Origin of the sequence: Aureimonas jatrophae (genome assembly GCF_900104035.1) — a bacterium.
GTDB classification, from domain to species: Bacteria; Pseudomonadota; Alphaproteobacteria; order Rhizobiales; family Rhizobiaceae; genus Aureimonas; species Aureimonas jatrophae.
On sequence record NZ_FNIT01000008.1, the window covers coordinates 143,839 to 165,394 of the forward strand.

The window sequence follows — 21,556 nt, forward strand, 5'->3', positions numbered from 1 at the left end:
TTCGCTCCATGCTCTTGTCCTACGGCCGACATCTGACGATCGACAGCAAGGCGAGCATTTCGAGGCTACATAAATCTCCTCGCGCGAAGGGAAAGCGCGACAGTCGGTTCTTGTGGTGCCGGCTCACCGTTGCCGCCCGATACCGTTCGAAGGCGGTGTAGCAGCTGACGTGAACGTAAACGGAAGACTATTTCGTTCCAGGCAACCCTGCGCTACCCATCGATGCAAGAAACGATGGGAGGATCGAATCGATGCATCCGTGGCTCGCTCACTATCCGCCCGGCATGCCGCACGAACTGGGACCCTTGCCCTATGCGTCGCTCGCCGCGCTGATGGAGGAGGCGTTCCAGCGCTACGCCGATCGTCCGGCCTTCCGGTTCATGGGCGCGACGATGACGTATCGTGAACTCGACCGGGCGTCGGCCCGCTTTGCGGGATACCTGCAGGGCCTGGGACTGCAGCGCGGCGACCGCGTCGCGTTGATGATGCCGAACGTCTTCCAGTACCCGGTGGCCGTGGCGGCGGTGGCGCGGGCGGGGCTCGTCTGCGTCAACACCAACCCGCTCTACACCCCGCGCGAGCTGGCCCATCAGTTGAGGGACTCCGGGGCGCGCGCGATCGTCATCCTCGAAAACATGGCCCATACGCTGGAGGCCTGCCGGGCGGAGGTGCCGGTCGAGCATGTGGTGGTGACGGGCGTCGGCGACATGCTGCCCGGGTTGAAGGGACATGTCGTCAACTTCGTTCTGCGTCACGTCAAGAAGGCCGTTCCCCGCTTCCATCTGGCGGGCGCCGTGCGATGGCGTTCGGCGATGGCCCGGGAGCATGGGTTCCAGCCCGTCGAGATCACGCTCGAGGATCCCGCCGCCCTGCAGTACACGGGTGGCACGACCGGAACCGCCAAGGGCGCCATCCTCAGCCATCGCAACGTCGTGGCCAACGCGTTGCAGTCCGAACTCTGGAACCGGCCGGCGACCCAGCGGATCCCGGACGGCGAGCAGGTCATGACGGTCTGTGCCCTGCCGCTCTACCATATCTTCGGTTTCACGGTGAACATGATGCTGTCGATCCGCATGGGCGGCTGCAACATCCTGATCCCGAACCCGCGCGACATTCCCGCCGTCATCAAGGAGCTGAAGCGCGGACGCTTCCACCTCTTCCCGGCGGTGAACACCCTGTTCGGAGCCATCGCCCGTCATCCCGACGCCAAGACCGTCGATTGGTCTCACCTCCGCCTGTCGGTCGGCGGCGGCATGGCCGTGCAGGCCGCGACGGCCCGTCTCTGGCTCGAAACCACGGGGTCGCCGATCTGCGAGGGATACGGCCTGTCGGAAACCTCGCCGTCCGCCAGCTGCAATCTCGTGACCTCGACGGAGTTCACCGGCACGATCGGTCTGCCGCTGCCCTCGACGGTGTTTCGGATCATCGACGAGGCCGACCGGGAGTTGCCCTTCGGCGAGCCGGGCGAGATCGCCATCGCGGGACCGCAGGTCACGAAGGGCTACTGGAACCGGCCCGAGGAGACGCGGGGAGCCTTCACGGCCGACGGCTTCTTCCGCACGGGCGATATCGGGATCATGGACGCCCGCGGCTTCGTACGGATCGTCGATCGCAAGAAGGACATGATCAACGTCTCGGGCTTCAACGTCTATCCCAACGAGATCGAGGACGTGGTGACGCGCATGCCGGGCATCGCCGAGGCGGCTGCGGTGGGGGTGGCGGACGAGGCTTCGGGAGAGGCGGTGCGCCTCTTCCTGGTGCGAAGCGATCCCTCGGTCGACGAGGCGGCCGTGCGCGCCTACTGCCGCGAGCGGCTGACCGGATACAAGCGTCCCCGCGATCTCGTGTTTCGCGAGGAACTGCCCAAGACCGGTGTCGGAAAGGTCCTGCGCCGGGCTCTGCGGGACTGACGCCGGACCGGTGGCGGGAGGAACGGGGTTCGTCACAAAAACATCGCGAACGGCTCTTTCATTCCGCGAAGTCCTCGTCTATATCCCGCTCATCGACGGCCGAGGCGCCGCCGACATGGCGCGGGGTGGAGCAGCCCGGTAGCTCGTCAGGCTCATAACCTGAAGGTCGCAAGTTCAAATCTTGCCCCCGCAACCAACAAAGCCCTCTAGATCAGTCCTCTTGGCCTGATCTAGAGGGCTTTTTCGTACCGCTCGTGGCCTATGAGCATCCCGTTCGGCAACCGCTGTTCGTGGTTCCGATACCGGATCGCGACCCTGCAAACGTTGGTAGGGGAGCGGAATCCGAAGTTTCGCTCAGACCCGTCGCTGCTGGCTGGCCGTGATGGTTTCCATCCGGCGCGTCTCTGCTCCGTGCTTTCGTAGCGGCAGCACGGACCGCGCATCCCGTGCCCAACTTCCGCTTCCGCTGAGTCAGAGGCGGCCTCGTCTGATGGGACGGAAGCCGCCTGCCGACGGCGCAGCCATGGTGTCCGCCGTACCGCTTAAGAAGCACCACGGACAGGCGGGGACGTCGCCACTTCGCCGCCGAGGGCCGGACGCGACCCTAGAGCTTGCCCGTCATCAGGAGCCGGCGAACCTCGTCGGTGACCTGGTTGACGGCGCCGATCTGCTCGATGAGTTGAGCGGGGCGACTTCCACGCAGTCCTGCCAGGGTCAGCGTCTTGTCGCGCACATAGGTATAGACCCCACTCACCGCGAAGCCCGTTGCGTAGGCAACGTCCCGGTCGAGATCTCGCGTTGCGGTCTGAAAGTTCGGCGAGGCGAAGAATTGCCGCCGCTCGAGCGGCGTCGCGAAGGCCAATTCCAGAACCGCTATCAGCTCACGCTCCGTGCTCACCTCGTGCCCGACATAGGGCGCCGGTGGGGCAGGCTTGGCGTTATCGTAGCGGTCCGGGAGATGCACGCGCACCTTCAACACGGCGGGTTCGACCGCCAGATCGCGCGCCAGCGCCTCGATGCGGGCTCCAAACGCCTCGGCGTCGGTGTGGGCCGCGCCGAAATGGACATGGATCCGGTCCAGTCCGTCGTCGCCATTGGGCACGGGATCCACTGAGCGATCCACGAGCGTTTGCGAGCCCTTTGGAAGGGCGTAGGCAACGGTCGCGGCGAACATGTTCTGCTCATCCGCGAACAGGATCGCGCAGGTGTCGTTGAAGAGCGTCTGGTCGTCCGCGGAGGCAAACCCGATCTCGACGCCCCCGTCGAGTTCGTAGTTGTCGAAGGTGCGGATCCCTTCGATCTCGGGCCAAAGGTGAGCGTCCTGCTCCCGATCGAAGTGAGCCTGAACGTACCAGCCGAGACCGGGGATGCGCGAGCACAGCGGACCATGCACGTCGCGCCAGTAGGTCGCGAAGAGGTCGTGGGGCACGCGGTCGCGGCGTAATACCGTGGTGTAGGTGTTGATCGCGATGGTGCGATCGCGCTCGGCGAAGTTCGCGGCGGTGGAGAGGGTCGGCAACGGCGTATCCTTGGCTTGAAGCGAGACGGGGCGCATCCATCCCGTTGTCTGGTGAGGTGCCTCGCCCGTCAGGGGATAAGGCGGTCGGTGCGCAGCTTGGCGAAGAGGTCGAAGAAGCTGTCGTCGGTGGGCTGGTAGTCGAGGAAGCCGAGCCGGCGCGACTTGCCCATGTCGGTGACGACCTCGAAGGGACGGCCAAGATCGGCATCCGTGTGCCAGGGCGAGGCGAGGCGCGACAGATCGGGCTCGGCCAGACCCTCGCGTGTCGCGATGCGGCGCCAAAGGGGCGCGTCGTCCCGCATCTGGTCCTCGAGCGGGCGCACCGTGCCGTCGAAGGGGGCGGGCTCGATCCCGAACCACTCGGCGATGCGGCCCCACATCCAGTTCCAACGGAAGACGTCGCCGTTGACGATGTTGAAGGCCTCGTCGGCGGCCGCAGGCGTTTCCGTCGCCCACAGGAGCTGGCGGGCGAGCTGGCGCGCGTCCGTCATGTCGGTGAGGCTCTTCCACTGCGCTTCCGAGCCCGGGAAGCGGAACGGGCGTCCCGTCTCGCGGCAGAGCGTGGCGTAGACCGCCAGCGTCGTGCCCATGTTCATGGCGTTGCCGACCGCCTGGCCGATCACCGTGTGCGGGCGGTGGACGCTCCAATGGAAGCCGTCGCGCGTTGCTGCCGCGAAGACCTCGTCCTCCTGCGCGTAGTAGAAGTTGTCGACCGGCAGGCGGCCCTGCGTCTCGCGGAACGGCGTCTCGGGCAGCTCGCCCTTTCCGTAGGCCTCGAAGGGTCCGAGATAGTGCTTGAGGCCCGTGACCAGCGCCACGTGGCGCGTCGTGCCACCGGGCCGCAGCGCGTCGAGAAGGTGGCGCACCATGCCGGCGTTGACGCGGATGTTCTCGGCTTCCGTGGCCTGCCGGGCCCAGGTCGTGATGAACACCGCATCGGGCCGCACGTCGCGCAGCGCCTTTGTTGTGGCCGCGGCATCCTGCAGGTCGGCCGCCACCGGCAGGATGCCGTTCTGGCTGGCGGGGCGTCGGGCCAGACCCAGCACCCGCCAGCCCTGTTCGTTGAGAAGCGCGGCGGTCGCGCTGCCCACGATGCCGCTGGCACCCACCACGAGGGCTGTCTTGGTCATGCTGTCCGTCTCCGTCCGGGTTCGGCTGTGTTTGGGGCCGCGTTCCGCCCGAGCTAGGCAGCCCGGACGCCGGCGGCTAGACGGAACCGAATGGGGACATAGGCACCCGGAGGTATCCACTCATGCGACCCGGAACGCCCGACGAGGCGTGGCGCGAGGACTGCGCGCCGCGCCGCGTTCTCGAACTCTTCGCCACCAAGTGGACGAGCATGGTGCTCCACACGCTCCATGCGCGGCATGCAGGCGCGGCGCGCACCGGCGTCCTGCAGCGCTCGCTGCCCGGCATCTCCAAGAAGATGCTGACGCAGACGCTGCGCGAGATGGAGGCGAGCGGGCTCGTGACGCGCCACGTCGCGGGCACCGTGCCGCCGGCGGTCGAGTACCGGCTGACGGCGCTGGGCACGCGCTTCGTCGAGCCGGTCGAGTGGCTCTACCGCTGGGGCCGCCTCAACGCCGACGCGCTGGACGCCCTGCGCGAGCGCACAACCTCGCGACGGCGCGGGACGGAGGCGGCGGAACCGATTCAGTCCTAGACGGCCGGCAGACCTTCCGGTCTCATCCTGGCCTGTGTGGCCAGACGGATCGGCGCGTTGGCGGCGCCCAGGCCCTTGTACCCACGGCGCTCGACGATCTCGAAGAAGAAGCCGCCGGGCAGAGCGTCGAGATAGAGCTGGAAATAGGCGCCCTCGTCGTCGCGGTCGTAGAGAATGCCGTATTCGCGCAGGGCCGCCATCGTCTCGTCGGCAAGGTCGAAGCGGGCCTCGAGGTCGTCGTAGTAGTTCTGGGGAATGGCCAGGAGCGGCATGCCGTTTGTCTTGAGGGCCGCGGCGGTGGCGAGGATGTCGCTGGTGGCAAAGGCGACGTGCTGGACCCCGGGGCCGACGAACTGGCGCACGAAGCGCGCCGACTGGGTGCGCGAGGACTGCGAGGCGTTGAGCACGATGCGCAAACTGCGATCGGCATTCTCGATCACATGGCTGCGCACGAGGCCGCCCGGGTCGGCCACCTCGACGCCGGGCAAAGGCTCGAGGTCGAAGATCGAGCGGTAGAAGAGCGTCCAGGACAGGATATCCTCGGTTCGCACGGTCTGCGCGAGGTGGTCGACCCGTTCGAGCCTGATGCCATCATGGGTGTTCCAGCCGGGGTGCAACTGAAAGTCGCGTTCCCATTGCCGGTCCCGAGCCTCGCCCTCCGGCACGAGGTAGAGAAGGCTGCCCCCCACACCCGCCAGCGCGCCGAGCGCCAGCTCGCCCGCCCCGACCGGAGGGCGGACGACGTCGGCGACGAGACCCTTGGCGCGTGTTTCGGCCGCGTCCGTATCGGCCATCGCCAAGCCGATCGCGCACAGGCTCGTGCCGTGCAGGACATAGGAGGAGTGGGCGAGCCCTTCCGTTTCGCGGTTGATCACGATGCGAAGGGCTCCTTGCGCGTAGAGCTCGACCTCTTTGGTGCGATGCCGGCCCGCATGCTGGAAGCCCAGCCCCTCGATCAGGGTCGACAGGGCGGGTGCCGAGGCGGCGTCGGTCGCGAACTCCAGGAACGAGACGCCCGTCGTGGGGGCGGGCGGGGGGAGAGGCTGCCGCTCGGATGGCCCCTTCACCGCGCGTCCCTCGCGCTTCAACCGGTCCATCGTGAAGATCAGCGAGCGACGCCCGTCCACCGCTGTCTGACGTGCGGAACCTGCGCGGAACTCGTCGTTGAAGATTTCCAGCGAGTAGTAGCCCTCGTAGCCCGTCGCCTCGACGGCGGCCATGAAGTCGGCGACGGCCAGATCGCCTTGACCCAGCATGGCGCGATAATGCCGGCTCCAGGAGAGGGGGTCGAGGTCGAGCTTCGGCGCGTCGGCCATCTGGACGATCGCGATCTTGTCGCGCGGAATGGAGCAGATCGTGGTGGGATCGATGCCGCGCGCCAGCGTGTGGAAGGAGTCGAGAATGAGCCCGACCGCCGGATGATCGGCCCGGCGCACGATCTCCCAGGCGTCGCGGTGGTCGTGGACGAAACGGCCCCAGGCCAGCGCCTCGTAGCCGACGCGAACGCCCATCGAGCGAGCCAGATCGCCGAGTTGTCGCAGATCGTCGGCCGCTCGGTCGATGCCTCCCTGCGCCAGCGGCGACACGCTCGAGCAGATCAGGATGAGGTCGGTGCCGAGCTCGTTCATCGTGTCGAACTTGCGCCGCGCGCGCTCGAAGGCACGAGACCGCTGGGGCTCGGGCAGACCCTCGAAGTCGCGAAAGGGCTGGAACAACGAGATCTCCAATCCCGCGTCGCGCACCATGCGCCCGACGTCCCGCGCGCTCCGGTCGAACGCCAGGAAGTCGTTCTCGAAGATCTCCACCGCACCAAAGCCGGCCGCCGCAATGGCCGTAAGCTTCTCGGACAGATCGCCCGACAGGGATACCGTCGCTATCGAGGTCTTCATGGGGTGGTCTCCCGCCGGATCGGGTCGACGACGCTGCGCCGCATCAGGTCACACGAGAGCCAGGACACGGCTCGGACCGCCGGTCCCCCCGCGCACCTTGGGACCGGCGACCACGAGCATGGCGCCTGATGCGGGAAGGTCGTCCAGCCCGGCGATCGCCTCGACGCCCCAACGTCCGCTTCCGAGCCAGGCGTAATGGACCGGGAACGCGCCCGACGAGGCGAGGCCCGTATCGAGCGATAGCGTGTCGACCGCGATTCCCTTCACGTCGCGCTCGCGCAGGAGGAAGTCCGCCGCCTCGATGTGGAAGCCCGGCGTATGGTTGCGCCCGTCGGCGTCGCGGCCGGTGAAGCGGGGCTCGTCGAGCAGCGCGTGCCAGCCGGAGTTCATCGCGACGCAGCAACCATCCGGCAGGCGACCGTATCGCGCTTCCCAGCGGGCGATGTCGTCCGGCGTCAGGCTGGTGTCAGGATTTGCCGCCGCGCGCTCGCGGATATCGATGACCGCGAGCGGGACCACGAGGTCCGCGATCGGGATGAGGTCGACGCTCAGGCCGTCCTGCGAGAAATGGAGCGGCGCATCCATGTGGGTGCCGGTATGCTCCATCAGCGTCCAGCGATGCAGGTTCACCTTGTCCTTGTCCCAGGTGACCGGCTTCTCCACCGTGAACCACCGCTCGCCGCTGAAGGTCGGGAAACCCTCGAACAGCGTGTGCGTGAGGTCGTGAACCGTGCTGAAGCGGTGTTCGGCCGCCGGAACGGGGGCCGCGAGCGAGGCGGAGGGCAAGGCCATGGCCGCACCCAGAGCAAAGCCGCTCCGCAGGACACCCCGGCGCGTGGCCTGGGCGCAGATCGAATGAAGGCATCCCGGAGGGCACATGTCTGCAGTCTCCCTAAGTGCGTGGATTCAGCGCGTTATGGTTTCGAAATGGGCCAGCATCCGCTCCGTGTCGGGCCTGATCCCGGTGAACAGTTCGAAGGCGCCGGCCGCCTGGAACACGGCCATGCCACCCCCATCCACGGTGCGGCAGCCGCGCGCGCGCGCCAGGCGCAGAAGCTCGGTCTCGAGCGGGAAGTAGACGATCTCCGCCACGAAGTGCCGCGGTGCGATCAGCCTGGCGTCGAGCGGAAGGCCCGGATGGGCTGCGGTCCCCGTCGGGGTCGCGTGCACGAGGCCGTCTGCCTCGGACAGGGCGCCCTCAAGGTCATCGCCGACCTCGATGCGTCGGCCGGCAAAGGAGCGCGTCAGCCGCCGGGCCAGTTCGCCCGCCTTGTCCCGTTCGCGATCAAACAGCGAGAGGCGCTGCGTGCCGAGTTGCAGCAGCGCATGCGCGACGGCTGCCCCGGCGCCGCCCGCCCCGAGCTGCACGACGTGATCCAGGGTCGCGCCACTTAGCCTCCTGCGGAAGGCGTCTCGAAACCCCGAGCAGTCGGTGTTGTGTCCGATCCGCCGGCCCTCGCGCAGCACCACCGTATTGACGGCACCGAGCGCTTCCGCCTCCGGCGACAGGGCGTCGAGGTGAGGGATCACGGCCTGCTTGACGGGATGCGTGACGTTGACGCCTGCAAAGCCTTCCGCGGCCGCCTGATGCAGGAGCGAGGGCAGGGCGTCCGGGCCCCCTCGTTCGTCGAGGTCGAGCAGTCTGTAGCGCAGGTCGAGGCCGTTCGCGCGGCCCTCGGCCTCGTGCAGTGCCGGCGAGCGCGACAGCTGAATGCCGCTGCCGATCAGGCCGACCTGGAGCGTGCGCTGGGCGACGTCGAGCATGGGAAGGCTGCCTTTCCAGACGAGAGGGGCGGCGCGCCGGTTGGGGCGCGCCGCGAACGGAACCGGCGACGGGTTACTGGCCGCCGCGCAGCGTCTTGAGCTGGTTCATGACGGCATCCACGGTCTCGGCGCCGATCTGGTCGCGAAACTCCGCGACCACGGGCTCGACCGCATCGCGGAAACCCTGGAGCTGCTCGGGCGACAGTTCCACGACCTCCATGCCGCTCTTGCGGATCTCGGCCAGGAAGCCGTCGCTGGCGTCGCGCGAGACCTGGCGCTGGTAGTCCCGCGCCTCGGTGGCCGCGGCCTGGAGCAACGCCTGCTCGTCGGCGTCGAGACGGTCCCAGAACGCCTTCGAGACGATCACGATCTGCGGATTGTACTGGTGCCCGGTCAGGGTCAGGTACTTCTGGACCTCGGTGAACTTGGCGTTCACAATGTTGGCGAGCGGGTTCTCCTGCCCGTCCACGGTGCCTGTTTCCAGGGCGCTGTAGAGTTCGGGGTAGGGCAGGGGCACGGCGTTGGCACCGAGCGTGTTGAACGTCGAGACGGGAACCGCCGACTGCACGACGCGGATCTTCAGACCGCGCACGTCCTCGACGGTGTTCACCGGCCGGCGCTCGTTGGTGAGATGGCGGAAGCCGAGCTCCCAGAAGCCGAGGCCGACAAGGCGCTGCGCCGGCAGGCGTTCCATGAGCTGCGTGCCGATCGGGCCGTCCATCACCGCGTCCGCTTCCTGAGGCGTGGCGAACAGGAAGGGCAGATCAACGACGCCGAACTCCTTCACCGTGCCCGACAGGATGCCCGCGTTCATGACGCTCATCTCGACCGTGCCGCCCTGGACGCTGGCCAGTGTCTGGACGTCGCCGCCGAGCGTGCCGCCTGGAAACAGCTTCACGGTGATCTTGCCGCCGCTTCGCTGCGACACGAGCTCGGCGAACCGCTCCATGCCTGTGACCTGCGGATGGCCCTTGGAGTTGGCGGCGGCGAACTTGATGGTCCGCTCCTGGATCTCGGCCAGGGCCGGCGAACCGAGAAGCGTGACCAGCGATACCGCTCCGGCCAGAAGGGGTGCGAGCTTCATGAAGATCCTCCCGAATGGCGCTGTCTGGCGCCGGTTTGCCCGTTTGGGCGTTTGAGACATGGAACAAGGGACGCGGCGCGCTCAGCGAGCCGAGAAGAAGGCTGCGGGCACGGTGACGAGCGCTGGAAACAGAACCAGAAGCAGCAGGACCGCGAGCTGGGCCAGCATGAAGGGCCAGACCCCGCGGATCAGGCGCTCCATGGAGATGCGTCCCACGCCGCAGACGACATTGAGCACGGTGCCGACCGGGGGCGTGACGAGGCCGATCGAGTTGTTGATGATGAAGAGCACCCCGAAGTAGACCGGGTCGATGCCCGCCTGCTTGATTACGGGCATGAGCACGGGCGTCAGGATCAGGATGGTGGGCGTCATGTCCATCGCGGTGCCCACCGCCACGATCAGCACCATGATGGCCAGAAGCAGCAGCGTCTGGTTGCCCATCAGCGGTTCCAAGAGGGCGACCATCGCTCCCGGCAGGTCCGCGATCGTGATCAGCCAGGCCGATACGCTGGCCGCCGCCACCAGAAACATCACCACCGCCGTGGTCTTGGCCGCCGCCGCGAAGACGTCCACCAGCGCGCCAGCGTCGAGCTCGCGATAGATCACCATGGCGACGAACAGCGAATACACGGCCGCCACCACGCCCGCCTCGGTCGGCGTGAAGACGCCGAGCTTCAGGCCGAAGATGATGATCACCGGCAGCAGGAGCGCCCAGACGCTTTCGCGCAGAGCGCGACCGCGCTCGGCCCATCCGGCGCGCGGCGGCAGCTCGAAGCGCTCGCGCCGGATCACGACGAGCCAGGCGATGCAGAGTGCGGCCCCGATCATGAGGCCGGGCGCGATGCCGGCCAGGAACAGTTTGGTGATCGACACCCCGCCCACCACGCCGAACAAGATGAAGCCGATCGAGGGCGGGATGATCGGGCCGATGATCGCGGATGCCGCGATCAGGCCGCCCGAGCGCGCCGGATCGTGGCCTGACTTGATCATCATCGGCATGAGAAGGGCGGCCAGCGCCGCGGCATCCGCCACGGCCGAGCCCGAAAGGCTGGACAGGACGCAGGCCGCCAGAATGCACACGAAGCCCAGTCCACCGCGGCGGTGGCCGACGAGCGCCACCGCCAGCGCCACGATGCGGCGCGACAGGCCGCCGCGGTTCATCACCTCGCCCGCCAGCATGAAGAAGGGCACTGCGATCAGCGTGAAGCTGTCGGCACCCTGCAGGAGGGTCTGGGCGACGATCTGACCGTCGAAGAGGTCGAGATGCGCCATGAGCGCCACGCCCGACAGGATCAGGGCGAAGGCGATCGGCATGCCGAGCGCCATGGTGCCGAGAAGCGAGCCGAGGAAGACCGCGATCACCATCGACGCGCGACCTCAGCGGACCGGTGCGCCATGGCCGCCCTCGGCCAGGGTCATGGGCTGGTCTTCGGACTCCTGGACCAGCACGACGTGCGAAAGGTCGACGCGTCCGGTCGCGATGCCGATACCCTCAGCGAGGAGGAGGCCGAGCGCCGTCACCGCGAAGACGAGCGCGGGAACGAGGAACCAGCCGATCGAGATGCCGGTCACGGGCGTCGTGGTGGCCCAGGTCAGCGCCAACTGCCCCCAGACTCCCTGGAGAAGAAGCACGCAGGCCAGGAGCATGAGCGCGTATCCCAGAAGCACGGCTGGCCGGGCGAGGGCGGCCGGGAGCATGCGGATCAGGGTGTCGATGCCGATATGGGCATGGTCGCGCAGCGCCAGCGCGGCACCCAGAAAGATCAGCCAGACAAAGGCCAGCCGCGACAGCTCTTCCGACGAGGTGATGCCGCTGTTGAAGCCGTAGCGCAGAACGACGTTGCCAAAGACCAGTATGACCATCGCGGCCAGAAGGCCTGCAATCGCCAGACGCAGAAGAGCGAAGTAAGCCTCGACGATCCGTCGCATGCCGTTGGTCCTCCCATCCCGGCGGACGCGTTGCGTCACGCCCGCGCCCCGGCAGCGATCTTTCGGCTCGTCCATCCGTGATGGTGCGTGCCGAGTGTGTCGCCTTGCTCCGTGGCTTGTTACGCTCCGTTTTTCGAGCGCTGCCAAAAAGTGTACGAACTGGTTCGTTTAGTCAACGGTGACGGGACTTGATTGGCGTGGGCCGCCATTCCAAGCATGCTTCGCGCGCAGCGATCGTCGGGCAGGAGAGGAATCAGGGAGGTGGAGACGAGCAACCGCAAAGCGGGTGAACGGGCGGTATCCGCCGACCGCGCCGGTCGCGGACGCGGCACGGCGACGCCTCAGGCAAGCCGAACCCGGATGACCCGAGACGACATCCTTCTGGTGGCGCGCGAGGAGTTCGCCGCCCATGGCCTGTCGGGCGCGCGCGTCGATGCGATCGCCGAGCGCACCCGCACGTCGAAGCGGATGATCTACTATCACTTCGGGTCCAAGGAGGGGCTCTACCTAGCCGTCCTAGAACATGCCTATGCCGGTATCCGGGGCGTCGAGGCGGAGTTGAGGCTCGGCGATCTCGACCCCGAGGAGGCCATGCGTCGCCTCGTCGACTTCACCTTCGACTACGACGAGGCGAACCCCGAGTTCATTCGCCTCGTGACGATCGAGAACATCCACCGGGCGACGCACATGCGGCAGTCCGGCACGCTCGGGCAGCTCAACGTCTCGGTGATCGACACGATCGCCGACATCCTGAGGCGGGGACAGCAAAGCGGGGTGTTCCGGCGCGACGTCGACCCGATCGACCTGCACATGCTGATCTCGTCCTACTGCTTCTTCCGCGTTTCGAACCGGCATACGTTCGGCGCCATCTTCGATCGCGACCTGGCCGACGGAACCGTTCAAGCCCGCCACAAGCAGTTGCTGCAGGACGCGGTTCTGGCGCTCTTGCGAGAACCGGCTTCGGATCCTTCCGCAGATGATGGGCGCCACGATCGCACCCCTTAGGTCGGCCCGCACAGGGCGGTGGCCGGGAGCGCAAGGCGCGAGAAGGTGACGATGGGCAACTTCCGCCGGGGAGCCGCCCCATCGTTCGAGGCGCGATGGGATCATGACGCACGGCGAGGTTTCCGAGATCCTGCAACTCGTCGTCTGTCGGGAACGGCCAGTACCGCCGGCCAACGGACGACGTCGCGGTCGGACGATCCGGAAGAGGCTCGCTCACCGGCTCGGGCTCGATGCGCACGTATCTGGAATGCCACGGGCGACGATCGGCAGCCTAATTTTACCCGTTTAGGCATGAAATCCCCGCTAGGTTCCTTTGTGCGGGCTCCGTTAGGGTGCCGGGATCCAACATAAAAACGCCGGTACCGGGAAAGCCGGAGCGAACCGGACCGCAGAGGGCGATCGGATCCATGTCTCAACCCAGGCTCACCTTCATCGGCGCGGGCTCGACGACCTTCATGAAGAACATCGTCGGCGACATCCTGCAGCGTCCCGCGCTGCGCGACATCGAGATCCGGCTGATGGACATCGACCGGCAGCGCCTCGGCGAAAGCGAGATCGTCGCGCGCAAGCTCGCCGCGACGCTCGGCAGCAAGAGCACCGTCACGACCTTCACCGACCGGCGCGCGGCGCTGGAAGGGGCGGACTTCGTGGTGGTCGCCTTCCAGATCGGCGGCTACGAGCCTGCTACCGTCACCGACTTCGAGGTGCCCAAGCGATACGGCCTGCGCCAGACCATCGCCGACACGCTGGGCGTCGGCGGCATCATGCGGGGCCTGCGTACGGTGCCCCACCTGTGGGCGATCTGCGCCGACATGACCGAGGTCTGCCCCGACGCGATCCTGCTCCAGTACGTCAACCCGATGGCGATCAACACCTGGGCCATCGCCGAGAAGTTCCCCCGCATCCGGCAGGTGGGGCTGTGCCACTCCGTGCAGGGCACGGCCTTCGAGCTTGCCCGCGACCTCGACATTCCGCTCGGCGAGATCCGCTACCGCGCGGCCGGCATCAACCACATGGCCTTCTATCTCCAGTTCGAGCACCGGCAGGCGGACGGCTCCTACAAGGACCTCTATCCCGCGCTCCTCGAAGGCTATCGCGCGGGCCGCATTCCCAAGCCCTCGCATTGGAACGAGCGCTGCCCCAACAAGGTGCGCTACGAGATGCTGACGCGCCTCGGCTACTTCGTGACCGAGAGCTCGGAGCATTTCGCGGAATACACGCCCTACTTCATCAAGGAGGGCCGCGAGGACCTGATCGAGCGCTACGGCATCCCGCTCGACGAATATCCCAAGCGCTGCGTCGAGCAGATCGCCCGCTGGAAGACGCAGGTCCAGCAGTACCGCGACGCCGACCGGATCGAGGTCAAGGCGAGCCACGAATACGCCTCCTCGATCGTGAACTCGGTGTGGACCGGCGAGCCCTCGGTGATCTACGGCAACCTGCGCAACAACGGCTGCATCTCGTCGCTGCCCGAGGCCGCGGCCGTCGAGGTGCCGTGCCTCGTCGACGCCAGCGGCATCCAGCCGACGCGGATCGGACGCCTGCCGCCCCAGCTGACCGCGCTCATGCGCACCAACATCAACGTGCAGGAGCTCACCGTCGCCGCGCTGGTGGAGGAAAATCCCGATCACATCTATCATGCGGCCATGATGGACCCGCACACCGCCGCCGAACTCGACCTCGACCAGATCTGGCAGCTGACCGCCGATCTCCTGCGCGCCCACGGGGACTTCATACCCGAATGGGCGCGTCCCAAGCCGGACGGCCGCCGCAACGCCGCCTGAGCGGCCGTGGCGAGCGAGGGCGGGATGGACGGGGAGCTCCTGCGCCGCTTTCGCGCGCAGGGCTCGGCCATGCGCATCGTGACGCTGGCGCGCAGCCGCCACCGGCTGCACACCATGCCGACCTCGACCGGCTACGACCGGCTGACCGACGCCGACGGCTACCATTGGGACGGGCAGAAACGCGGTGCCGCACCCTTCACGGTGCTCCAGCACACGATCTCGGGTGCGGGCCGCCTCGTCTTCGAGCGCCGCGCCTACGAGGTCGGGCCCGGCCAGACCATGCTGGTCATCATCCCCTCGAACCATGTCTACACGGTGCCCGCGGGCGGGCACTGGGAGTTCTTCTGGATCTCCATGTATGGCGGCGAGGCCCTGCGTGTTCACCGGGCGGTGCAGGAGCATGCCGGGCCGGTCTTCCGCCTGGCGGCGGCGACGATCGACGCCATCGCGGGCGAGTGCCTGAAGCTCACCGAGGGGGGAGGGGTGACGCCGGGTGCGGCGTCCGCCCACGCCTATGCCGCGCAGATGGCGCTCTACGACGACATTCTCGGCCCCGGCCGGCCGGCGGCGGAAGACGGGGCGCCGGTTCGCGATGCGGTGGACCTCGTCAAGGCGCATGTGCGCGACCATCTGACGGCGCGCCTCTCGGTCGACGACCTCGCGCATCTCGCCGGATTCAGCCGCGCTCATTTCACCCGTCTCTTCACGGCGGCCGAGGGCATCTCGCCCGGCGAGTTCGTCCTGAACGAGCGCATGCGGCGCGCGGCGCGGTTGCTGGCCAGCGGCGAGCGACCCGTCAAGGCGATCGCGATCGACTGTGGATTCGACGATCCCAACTATTTCGCCAAGGCCTTCCGACGTGCCTTCGGCACGAGCCCGAGCGATTTCCGCACCAGCGGCATGTATGCCGGGAGCCCGGCGTCGAGTGGCTGACGGCGCCGCACCGCTTGCGGCAGCCCAGCACGATTTTACCCTCCATCCGACATTTTGCTTCTATCGCGCCCCAAATACCCGGCGATAACCTCCGATCCAACGCAACCGGGTCGATCCGCCTCGACCCGTCGCGGCCGAGAAGCCGGCAGGGGCCGGACCGCCGCAAGACGCAAGGGGAGGGGCCGCGATGTCCGTGACGATCGCCATCATCGGAGCCGGTTCGGTCGGCTTCACCAAGAAGCTGGTGTCCGACATCCTGTGCGTGCCGGAGCTTCGCGACGCGCACATCGCGCTCACCGACATCAATCCGCAGAACCTCGCCATGGCGGAGCGCATCGTTCGGCGCATCGTCGAGGCCAACGGCCTGCCGACGCAGGTTTCGGCCGCGAGCGACCGTCGCCGCGCGCTCGAGGGCGCGCGCTACGTCATCAACTGCTCGCGCATCGGCGGGCTCGAGGCCTATGCGAGCGACATCCAGATTCCACTGAAATACGGCGTCGACCAGTGCGTCGGCGACACGATCTGCGCGGGCGGCATCCTCTACGGCCAGCGCAACGTGCCCGCCATCCTCGACTTCTGCCACGACATCCGCGAGGTCGCCGAGGACGGCGCGCGGCTCCTGAACTACGCCAACCCGATGGCGATCAACACCTGGGCGGCGATCGACCATGGCGGGGTCGACACGATCGGCCTGTGCCACGGCGTGCAGAACGGCTGGCGCCAGATCGCGAGCGCGCTCGGAGTTCCGCGCGAGGAGCTCGACTACATCTGCACCGGCATCAACCACCAGACGTGGTACGTCGACCTGCGCCACAACGGCCGGCGCATCGGGCGCGACGAGCTCGTCGCCGCCTTCGAGCGCCACCCCGTCTTCAGCCAACAGGAGAAGGTGCGCATCGACGTCCTGAAGCGCTTCGGCTTCTACTCCACCGAGTCGAACGGCCACCTGTCGGAGTACCTGCCCTGGTACCGCAAGCGGCCCGACGAGATCGGCCGCTGGATCGACATGTCGGACTGGATCCACGGCGAGACGGGCGGGTACTTGCGCTACTCCACCGAGAGCCGCAACTGGTTCGAAACGGACTTCCCTGCCTTCCTGGAGGAGGCCGGTCAGCGGCTCGACCCCGCGCGCCGCACCGACGAGCATTGCAGCCATATCATCGAGGCGCTGGAAACGGGCCGCACCTATCGCGGGCATTTCAACGTCAAGAACCGCGGCATCATCACCAACCTGCCGTCCGACTGCATCGTCGAGTCCACCGGCTTCGTGGACCGCTTCGGCCTGAACATGGTGTCGAACCTGACGCTGCCGCTCGGCTGCGCGGCGACCTGCCAAGCCTCGGTCGACGTCCAGCGCATGGCCGTCCAGGCGGCGGTGACGGGCGACGTCGAGCTGCTCAAGCTCTCCGTTCTGCACGACCCGCTGGTCGGCGCGATCTGCTCGCCCGAGGAGGTCTGGCAGATGGTCGACGAGATGCTCGTGGCGCAGGCCGAATGGCTGCCACAGTATGCCGACGCGATCCCGGCCGCGCGCGAGCGTCTTGCCAAGGGCACCGTGCCGACGCGCCAGTGGGCGGGCGCGGCGCGCCGCGAGGTGCGCTCGGTGGAGGAGGTCCGCGAGGCGACCGCCGCGCGGCGCACGATGGGCGCGCTCGGCCAGCGCCCCGGCGCCTGACACATCACCAGATCGGACAGGGCGGCGGTACCGGGCTGAAGATCCGGCCGCCATTCAGGATGGGAGGAACGGACGCATGACGAAGTGGTTCTCGGGCACCGCGATCGCGGTCCTCTGGACGATGGCCCTGTCGGGAGCGGCGGGCGCGCAAGAGCTGAAGGGCCCCGAGCCGGCGCCCGTCGGGCAGAGCCTGCAGAAGGGCGAGGGCGTGCGCATCGCGCGCGACACGCTCATGCAGGCCCGCGCGCTCGACAGCTATCAGGAGCCGGGCTGGGTCGCCGACATGGTGAAGGCCGGCAAGCTGCCGCCCGTCAAGGACCGTCTGCCCGCCGTGCCGCTCGTGGTCGACACGTCCAGCGTCGAGGGGCCGGGCGTCTACGGCGGCGTCCTGCGCCACGTCTCGGGCGCGCGTCCGCAAGGGTGGAACTGGGCGGCCGGCAACGTCCTCGCCTGGGGCGGCGTCGAGGAGATCATCAGCCAGTGCCTCGTGCGCAACGCGCCGGTCTGGATGCTGACGCCCGAGAACACCGAGCCGCTGCCGCAGCTGGCCACCCGCTGGGAGTGGTCCGAGGACGGCCACGCCCTCACCATGCACCTCCTCAAGGGCGCCAAGTGGTCGGACGGCCAGCCCTTCACGGCCGACGACGTCGTCTTCCATTGGGAAGACAACATGAACGATCCCGGCGTCGCCGCCTGGGGCCGGCCGGCCGCCTACGGCGAGGGGACGAAGCTCGAAAAGGTCGACGACGCGACGATCCGCTGGGTCTTCACCGAGGCCTTCCCGGTCACGACGCTCTACCAGATGGGCTACCAGAAGATGTGCCCGGGCCCCGCGCACATCCTCAAGCCCCTACACCCGAAGTATAACAAGGACGCTACCTACCAGAGCTACGCGACCGCGCTCTCGCCCGACAAGACGCCCTGGGTGACCATGGGGCCGTGGACGGTCACGGACTACCGGCCGAACCAGATCATGGTGATGCGCCGCAACCCCTACTTCTACGAGGTCGACGACAAGGGCAACCAGCTGCCCTACCTCGACGAGGTCCAGTACAAGCTGTCGACCTGGGAGGATCGCACGATCCAGACGGTGGCGGGTTCGGCCGACTACGCCAACCTCGAGGACCCGAGCCTCTACCTCGAGTCCATGCGCCAGGCCCAGAAGCCGGACTTCCCGACCAAGGTCATCTGGGGCCCCCGTTCGATCGACTGGAGCGTCCTGCCCAACTACTCGACGGTCTGCGGCGTCGCCTCCGACCGTGACCGGGCGATCCGCGAGCTGAACCGCAACGCCGAGTTCCGCCGCATCGTCAGCCAGGGCATCGACCGGCAGGCGCTCGGCCAGTCGCTCGTGCGCGGTCCCTTCATCATCCCGTTCGCCGGCGGGCTCCATCCCGAGAGCGACTTCGGCTCGCCCGACATGACGGTCTTCTACCCCTACGACCTCGCCGGGGCGAAGGCGGCGCTGGCCAGGATGGGCTTCACCGACACGGACGGCGACGGCATCGTCAACTGGCCGGCGGACAAGGCGGCGATGGGAGGGCGCAACCTCGACATCAACCTCGCCTATTCCACGCTCTACCCGACCGACACGAGCATCGCGCAGTCGCTCGTCACCATGCTGCGCGAGGTCGGCGTCAACGCGGTGCTCCAGCCCAACAATACCGAGCTCGTGAACCTCATCGACGGCTGCGCCTGGGACTGGGTCGTGCGCCGCGGCGACCGCTACTCGCAGGCGCCGATCATGAACCTCGACTATCTCGCGCCGGTCGCCGCCAACCGGCCCGAATGGCACCGCGGCACGCCCGAGAAGCCGCAGGAGCTTCTGCCCTTCGAGACCGAGCTCGTCTCGCTCGTGCGCCAGATCCAGCGCGAGCCGGATGCGGGCAAGCGCAACGCCCTCCTGCGGGACTTCAACCGGCTGCAGACCGAGAACGTCTACCAGATCGGCCTCGTCTCGGTGCCGGCCGCGCTTCTGATCGGCAAGCGCCTGCACAACGTGCCTGCCGGAACTCCGGTTCTGGCCTACGGCTGGGGCGAGGATGGGGCGATGCGCGAACGCCTCTTCGTCCCCGCCGATCAGCAGGGCAGCGTTCCCGAACTGGCACCTCGAACCCTCCCGGGGGTCCAGTAAGGGAAGCCGCGCCGCCGGGGTCCTGATGCCCCGGCGGTGCGCCATCGCGTTGATCCCAAGCGATCCGTAGGGAGTGCGTCCATGCTCGGCTTCGTCCTTCGCCGCCTCGTCTCGGCGATCGGCCTCGTCTTCGCGGTGAGCCTCGTGTCCTTCGCCCTGATCCAGGCGCCGCCGGGCGATTACGGCGATACGGTCAAGGCGACGGCGATGAGCCGCGGCGGCATGGGCGAGGCCGACGCCGAGCGCTTGGCCCAGGCGACGCGCGAGACCCTCGGCCTCAACGATCCCCTGCCGGTGCAATACGCCAAGTGGATCGGCGGCATCGTCACGCGCGGCGACTTCGGCCCGTCCTTCCTCCAGAACCGCCCGGCCATCGCGGTGATCGGCGAGCGCATCTGGTGGACGCTGGGCATCGCGCTCGTCTGCCACCTTCTTGCGACGCTGATCGGCTGCGGCCTCGGCATCTTCGCGGCCGTGAACCAGCATCGATGGGGCGACCGCGCCGCGACCGTGATCGCCTTCCTCGGCATGACCATCCCGCGCTTCTTCATGGCGCTGGTGATCCTCTACCTTCTCGCCTTCGTCTGGCGCTCGCCCACGATCGGCTCGCTCTTCTCGGCGCCCTACGTGATCGCGCCCTGGAGCTTCGCGAAGTTCCTTGATCTCGTCGCCCATGTCTGGCCGATCGTCCTGATCGCGGCCTTCGGTGGGCTCGCCTACAATCTGCGCGTCATGCGCGGCAATCTCCTCGACGTCCTGCGCCAGCCCTTCATCGAGGCGGCGCGCGCCAAAGGCCTGCCCGAGCGCAAGGTCGTCATGAAGCACGCCGTGCCCAACGCCATCCATCCGCTCGTCATGAACCAGGGGCTGATCATGCCCTACATGGTCTCGGGTGAGCTCGAGGCGGCGATCATCCTCGCCATCCCCACGATCGGCCCACTCATGCTCCAGTCGCTGCTCGTCGAGGACATCTACGTCACGGCCTCGATCTTCATGATCCTCGCCGTGATCCTCGTGATCGGCAACTTCCTGGCCGACGTCGCGCTCGCCGCTCTCGATCCGCGCGTGCGCCAGGGGGCCTTCCGATGACGCTGCTCGACGCCAAGATCGCGCAGGACGAGGAGCGCCGGCTCCTCCATCCCGACGAGGCCGCCCGCGACGAGGGGCTTCTCGCCGACGCCAAGGCGCCGGAGGTGCGCGCGCGCTCCTACCGCGCGCTCGTCTGGCGGCGCTTCCGGCGCAACCCGCTTGGGATGATCGGCCTCGCGCTCGTCGCGCTTCTCCTTCTGACGGCGGTCTTTGCCGACTTCCTCGCGCCCTACGATCCCAACGCGCGAAACGCCGACGCGATCTACCAGCCGCCCCAGACGCTGCACTTCAGCTCCGAGGACGGCTTCCACCCCGTGCCCTTCACCCATCCCGTGAGCTTCGAGCTCGACCCGGCGACCTTCCTTCTCGTGCCGACGGTCGACACCGCGACGCGATGCCAGCCGACCTTTCTCGGCCAGGGCTGGTCGTACCGCGTGCTCGGCATGAGCTTCGACCGGCATCTTCTCGCCGCGCCGCAGAACTGTGCCTTCCATGTCATCGGCACCGACCGCGACGGGCGCGACATGCTCTCGCGCCTTCTCGTCGGCTCGCGTCTGACGCTCCTGATGGCGGGGCTGGTGGTCGCGATCTCGGTGACCGTCGGGACGCTGGTCGGCATCCTGTCGGGATATCTCGGCGGCCGGGGCGACGAGTGGATCCAGCGCGTCGTGGAGTTCGTGCTGGCCCTGCCCGAACTTCCCCTCTACTTCGCGCTGGTCGTCGTCATCCCGCGCAACACCGACGCCTTTCTGGTGTTCATCGGCCTTGCCCTCATCCTGTCGGCGCTGCGCTGGGCGCAGCTCGCTCGCGAGGTGCGCGGCAAGACGCTTCTGGTCAGCCGGCTCGACTATATCGGCGCGGCCGAGGCGATCGGCGCCTCGACGCCGCGCATCCTCGTCAAGCACATCCTGCCCAACGTCCTCGGCCACGTGATCGTCTCGACCACGCTCATGATCCCGACCATCGTGCTCCTGGAAAGCTTCCTGTCGTTCCTGGGCATCGGCGTGCGCCCGCCGCTGGTCAGCTGGGGCATGCTGCTCAACGCGGCGAGCGACCTTCAGACGCTCGGCTCCTACCCGTGGGTGCTTTCGCCGATCGCCGCCATCCTCGTCACCGTGCTCGGCTTCAACATGCTCGGCGACGCCCTGCGCGACGCGATCGACCCGACCTCGAAATAG

Annotated in this window: 17 protein-coding genes and 1 tRNA gene; 10 read left to right on the plus strand and 8 right to left on the minus strand. The window is 67.8% G+C overall.

Annotated features, from left to right (window positions below):
* The first annotated feature begins 251 nt into the window (after positions 1 to 251).
* Together BLQ76_RS16735 and BLQ76_RS16740 are read left to right on the plus strand one after the other, a co-directional pair.
* On the plus strand, positions 252 to 1,910 hold the full coding sequence (locus BLQ76_RS16735) for an AMP-binding protein (protein ID WP_090675629.1): 1,659 nt from the start codon (positions 252 to 254) through the stop codon (positions 1,908 to 1,910).
* 119 nt (positions 1,911 to 2,029) lie between these two features.
* Positions 2,030 to 2,106: transfer RNA gene (locus tag BLQ76_RS16740), tRNA-Met, on the plus strand.
* A 408-nt stretch (positions 2,107 to 2,514) separates the two neighbouring features.
* On the opposite strand, the gene BLQ76_RS16745 is transcribed toward BLQ76_RS16740, so the two are convergent.
* Together BLQ76_RS16745 and BLQ76_RS16750 are read right to left on the minus strand one after the other, a co-directional pair.
* Positions 2,515 to 3,429 carry an EthD domain-containing protein gene (locus BLQ76_RS16745; RefSeq protein WP_090675782.1) on the minus strand — a complete coding sequence of 305 codons (915 nt, stop codon included), beginning with the start codon at positions 3,427 to 3,429 and terminating at the stop codon, positions 2,515 to 2,517.
* Positions 3,430 to 3,497: 68 nt separating this feature from the next.
* Complete coding sequence (locus tag BLQ76_RS16750) at positions 3,498 to 4,559, minus strand: SDR family oxidoreductase (protein WP_090675631.1); 1,062 nt, start codon at positions 4,557 to 4,559, stop codon at positions 3,498 to 3,500.
* 122 nt (positions 4,560 to 4,681) lie between these two features.
* On the opposite strand from BLQ76_RS16750, the gene BLQ76_RS16755 reads away from it, so the two are divergent.
* Complete coding sequence (locus tag BLQ76_RS16755) at positions 4,682 to 5,092, plus strand: winged helix-turn-helix transcriptional regulator (protein WP_090675633.1); 411 nt, start codon at positions 4,682 to 4,684, stop codon at positions 5,090 to 5,092.
* Here BLQ76_RS16755 and BLQ76_RS16760 read toward each other — a convergent pair.
* The 6 genes from BLQ76_RS16760 to BLQ76_RS16785 all read right to left on the minus strand — a co-directional run bounded on the left by BLQ76_RS16760 (position 5,089) and on the right by BLQ76_RS16785 (position 11,758).
* Positions 5,089 to 6,981, minus strand: a complete 1,893-nt coding sequence (locus BLQ76_RS16760; protein WP_090675635.1) for a bifunctional sugar phosphate isomerase/epimerase/4-hydroxyphenylpyruvate dioxygenase family protein — start codon at positions 6,979 to 6,981, stop codon at positions 5,089 to 5,091. The two genes, BLQ76_RS16755 and BLQ76_RS16760, sit on opposite strands and share 4 nt — an antisense overlap.
* Before the next feature lie 48 nt (positions 6,982 to 7,029).
* Entirely contained in the window at positions 7,030 to 7,860 is an 831-nt protein-coding gene (locus BLQ76_RS16765) for a cyclase family protein (protein ID WP_090675638.1), read from the minus strand.
* A 27-nt stretch (positions 7,861 to 7,887) separates the two neighbouring features.
* Positions 7,888 to 8,745 (minus strand): shikimate dehydrogenase, encoded by an 858-nt coding sequence (locus tag BLQ76_RS16770; RefSeq protein WP_090675640.1) that lies wholly within the window; start codon positions 8,743 to 8,745, stop codon positions 7,888 to 7,890.
* Between the two features lie 73 nt (positions 8,746 to 8,818).
* Entirely contained in the window at positions 8,819 to 9,835 is a 1,017-nt protein-coding gene (locus tag BLQ76_RS16775; RefSeq protein WP_425285175.1) for a TRAP transporter substrate-binding protein, read from the minus strand.
* Positions 9,836 to 9,910: 75 nt separating this feature from the next.
* Positions 9,911 to 11,194 carry a TRAP transporter large permease subunit gene (locus tag BLQ76_RS16780; RefSeq protein ID WP_090675644.1) on the minus strand — a complete coding sequence of 428 codons (1,284 nt, stop codon included), beginning with the start codon at positions 11,192 to 11,194 and terminating at the stop codon, positions 9,911 to 9,913.
* A gap of 12 nt (positions 11,195 to 11,206) precedes the next feature.
* Positions 11,207 to 11,758: a TRAP transporter small permease gene (locus BLQ76_RS16785; protein WP_090675646.1), complete on the minus strand. Its 552-nt coding sequence runs from the start codon at positions 11,756 to 11,758 to the stop codon at positions 11,207 to 11,209.
* Positions 11,759 to 12,118: 360 nt separating this feature from the next.
* Between BLQ76_RS16785 and BLQ76_RS16790 the strand changes: the two genes are divergently transcribed.
* The 7 genes from BLQ76_RS16790 to BLQ76_RS16820 all read left to right on the plus strand — a co-directional run bounded on the left by BLQ76_RS16790 (position 12,119) and on the right by BLQ76_RS16820 (position 21,556).
* Positions 12,119 to 12,763, plus strand: coding sequence for a TetR/AcrR family transcriptional regulator (locus BLQ76_RS16790; protein ID WP_210184185.1), 645 nt, complete (start codon positions 12,119 to 12,121; stop codon positions 12,761 to 12,763).
* A gap of 407 nt (positions 12,764 to 13,170) precedes the next feature.
* Entirely contained in the window at positions 13,171 to 14,547 is a 1,377-nt protein-coding gene (gene melA / locus BLQ76_RS16795; protein ID WP_090675648.1) for an alpha-glucosidase/alpha-galactosidase, read from the plus strand.
* A 24-nt stretch (positions 14,548 to 14,571) separates the two neighbouring features.
* Positions 14,572 to 15,480, plus strand: a complete 909-nt coding sequence (locus tag BLQ76_RS16800) for a helix-turn-helix transcriptional regulator (protein WP_090675650.1) — start codon at positions 14,572 to 14,574, stop codon at positions 15,478 to 15,480.
* A gap of 187 nt (positions 15,481 to 15,667) precedes the next feature.
* A complete protein-coding gene (gene melA / locus BLQ76_RS16805; RefSeq protein WP_090675652.1) occupies positions 15,668 to 17,155 on the plus strand; it encodes an alpha-glucosidase/alpha-galactosidase in 1,488 nt (495 codons plus the stop codon).
* A 76-nt stretch (positions 17,156 to 17,231) separates the two neighbouring features.
* Positions 17,232 to 19,289 carry an ABC transporter substrate-binding protein gene (locus tag BLQ76_RS16810; protein ID WP_090675654.1) on the plus strand — a complete coding sequence of 686 codons (2,058 nt, stop codon included), beginning with the start codon at positions 17,232 to 17,234 and terminating at the stop codon, positions 19,287 to 19,289.
* 81 nt (positions 19,290 to 19,370) lie between these two features.
* The gene (locus BLQ76_RS16815) at positions 19,371 to 20,378 is read left to right on the plus strand and encodes an ABC transporter permease (RefSeq protein WP_090675657.1); all 1,008 of its coding nucleotides are present in this window, start codon (positions 19,371 to 19,373) and stop codon (positions 20,376 to 20,378) included.
* Positions 20,375 to 21,556: an ABC transporter permease gene (locus tag BLQ76_RS16820; RefSeq protein WP_090675659.1), complete on the plus strand. Its 1,182-nt coding sequence runs from the start codon at positions 20,375 to 20,377 to the stop codon at positions 21,554 to 21,556. Before BLQ76_RS16815 ends, BLQ76_RS16820 begins: the two co-directional genes overlap by 4 nt.

What these genes read in the sequence shown, in the direction of transcription:
- BLQ76_RS16765 (WP_090675638.1), bottom strand. Translation starts at nt 7,860, where the DNA reads ATGTGCCCTCCGGGATGCCTTCATTCGATCTGCGCCCAGGCCACGCGC.
- BLQ76_RS16810 (WP_090675654.1), top strand. Translation starts at nt 17,232, where the DNA reads ATGACGAAGTGGTTCTCGGGCACCGCGATCGCGGTCCTCTGGACGATG.
- BLQ76_RS16780 (WP_090675644.1), bottom strand. Translation starts at nt 11,194, where the DNA reads ATGGTGATCGCGGTCTTCCTCGGCTCGCTTCTCGGCACCATGGCGCTC.
- BLQ76_RS16820 (WP_090675659.1), top strand. Translation starts at nt 20,375, where the DNA reads ATGACGCTGCTCGACGCCAAGATCGCGCAGGACGAGGAGCGCCGGCTC.
- BLQ76_RS16800 (WP_090675650.1), top strand. Translation starts at nt 14,572, where the DNA reads ATGGACGGGGAGCTCCTGCGCCGCTTTCGCGCGCAGGGCTCGGCCATG.
- BLQ76_RS16760 (WP_090675635.1), bottom strand. Translation starts at nt 6,981, where the DNA reads ATGAAGACCTCGATAGCGACGGTATCCCTGTCGGGCGATCTGTCCGAG.
- BLQ76_RS16785 (WP_090675646.1), bottom strand. Translation starts at nt 11,758, where the DNA reads ATGCGACGGATCGTCGAGGCTTACTTCGCTCTTCTGCGTCTGGCGATT.
- BLQ76_RS16815 (WP_090675657.1), top strand. Translation starts at nt 19,371, where the DNA reads ATGCTCGGCTTCGTCCTTCGCCGCCTCGTCTCGGCGATCGGCCTCGTC.
- BLQ76_RS16735 (WP_090675629.1), top strand. Translation starts at nt 252, where the DNA reads ATGCATCCGTGGCTCGCTCACTATCCGCCCGGCATGCCGCACGAACTG.
- BLQ76_RS16750 (WP_090675631.1), bottom strand. Translation starts at nt 4,559, where the DNA reads ATGACCAAGACAGCCCTCGTGGTGGGTGCCAGCGGCATCGTGGGCAGC.
- BLQ76_RS16755 (WP_090675633.1), top strand. Translation starts at nt 4,682, where the DNA reads ATGCGACCCGGAACGCCCGACGAGGCGTGGCGCGAGGACTGCGCGCCG.
- BLQ76_RS16790 (WP_210184185.1), top strand. Translation starts at nt 12,119, where the DNA reads ATGACCCGAGACGACATCCTTCTGGTGGCGCGCGAGGAGTTCGCCGCC.
- BLQ76_RS16770 (WP_090675640.1), bottom strand. Translation starts at nt 8,745, where the DNA reads ATGCTCGACGTCGCCCAGCGCACGCTCCAGGTCGGCCTGATCGGCAGC.
- melA (WP_090675648.1), top strand. Translation starts at nt 13,171, where the DNA reads ATGTCTCAACCCAGGCTCACCTTCATCGGCGCGGGCTCGACGACCTTC.
- melA (WP_090675652.1), top strand. Translation starts at nt 15,668, where the DNA reads ATGTCCGTGACGATCGCCATCATCGGAGCCGGTTCGGTCGGCTTCACC.